Source organism: Nonomuraea sp. NPDC049269 (assembly GCF_043197155.1).
Lineage (GTDB): Bacteria > Actinomycetota > Actinomycetes > Streptosporangiales > Streptosporangiaceae > Nonomuraea.
Map to the genome: position 1 here is coordinate 1 of NZ_JBICSO010000027.1, position 1,817 is coordinate 1,817.

Annotated in this window: 1 protein-coding gene; it reads right to left on the reverse strand. The window is 68.5% G+C overall.

Annotated elements, in window-relative coordinates; translation table 11 throughout:
• The coding region (locus tag ACGFNP_RS61010) for a condensation domain-containing protein (protein WP_393334388.1) at positions 1-1,817 on the reverse strand (1,817 nt) is incomplete at both ends.

Consider the following 1,817-nt stretch of genomic DNA (forward strand, 5'->3'; position numbering starts at 1 on the left):
AGGCAGGTCCAGCACCGAAGGCCGGGCCAGCCGGCGCCGCCAGTAGCCGAGCTGCCCCTCCAAAGTCTCGCCGGTCAGCCAGGAACGCTGCCACAGCGCGAAGTCGGCGTACTGCACCCGCAACGGCACCAACGGAGACGACTCCCCAGCCCGGAAAGCCTCGTACAACGCGAGAAGCTCCCGCTGGAAGATCTTGGCCGACCACTCATCGAAGACAACGTGATGCATGCACAAGGCCAGGATGTGCGCCTGATCGCTCAGCCGGATCAAGCTGCCCCGGAGCAGCGGGCCGGCAGCCAGATCGAACGGCGTGGCCGCGTCGGCAACGATCAGCGCCTGTGCTTCCTGTTCGCTCGCCACCTCGATGACGGGCAGATCGAAATCGCTGGGCGGATCGATGACCTGGTGCGGGATGCCGTCGGCATCGGCGACCAGCCGGGTCCGCAACACCTCATGCCGCTCCACCAGCGCCGCCAGCGCGGCACGCAGAGCGGGAATGTCGAGGTCTCCGGGCAGCGGGATGGGGGTGGGGGTGTTGTACTCGGCCGAGTCCGGGTCGAGCTGAGCCAGGAACCACAACCGCTGCTGCGCGAACGACAGCGGCAACACCTGGTCACGCGAAATGGGCAGGACCGGCGGCTTGACGACGCCATCCGACACCTCACCGAGCAGCGGAACCAGCTCACTGACAGTCGGATGATCGAACAGAGCCGCCAGAGGCAGATCTACCTCGAGAACCACCCGGACCCGAGAGACGACCTGAGTGGCCAGCAGAGAGTGGCCGCCGAGGTCGAAGAAGTTGTCGCGGACGCCGACCTGGTCCACGCCGAGCAGGTCGGCCCAGATGCCGGCCAGCAACTGCTCCGTCGGAGTGGTCGGCGGCTGGTAGCCACCTGCGAGCTCAGGACGGCTGCCATCGGGCACCGGCAGCGCCGCACGATCGATCTTCCCGTTAGGAGTCAAAGGGAAGGCAGCCAGCTCGATGAACACCGACGGGATCATGTAATCCGGCAGACCGGCGGCCAGATATCCCCGCAGATCATCGGTGGTGGGGGCGCCATGGGCGGGGTCAGCCGGGACCACGTAGGCGACCAGCCGCTGACCGACGCCGACCTTACCCTCTCGGCCACCGTGACCCCCGCTGACGTCATTGCCGTCCTCGTCGGTGGTGCCGGCGTCATGGGTGGTGACCAGGGCTGCGGCGATGTGGGGGTGGCTGGTCAGGGCGTGCTGGATCTCGGCGGGTTCGATGCGGTGGCCGCGGATCTTGACCTGGTGGTCGGTGCGGCCCAGGAAGTCGAGTTGGCCGTCCGGTCGCCAGGCGGCGAGGTCGCCGGTGCGGTAGAGACGTGAGCCGTCGTCGGCGTAGGGGTGGGCGATGAAACGTCCCGCTGTCAGAGCCGGGCGGTGGTAGTAGCCGCGGGTCAGGCCGGCGCCGGCGATGAACAGCTCGCCGGGGACGCCGACCGGGACCGGGTTGAGGTGGGAGTCCAGCACGTAGGTGTGGGTGCCGGGCAACGGGATACCGATCGGGGTGGGCCCGGCAGGCTGCTCGCCGAGCGGCAACAAGCCGGTCCGCTCCACCGAACCACGCTGACCGCCGACATCACTGCGATCGCTGAGGTCGCCATGCTGAGCGTCGTGGTCGCCGGGGTGAGCGTCGTGGTCGCCGGGCTGAGCCTCGGGTTGCTTCGGCTGGTGGGGTAGGTGGGGGGTCAGGATGCTGTAGGTGGAGTCGATGGTGGTCTCGGTGATGCCGTACGCGGTCAGCAGCCGGGTGTGCGGCAGCTGGTGGTGGGCGTGGGTGGCGTGGGTGG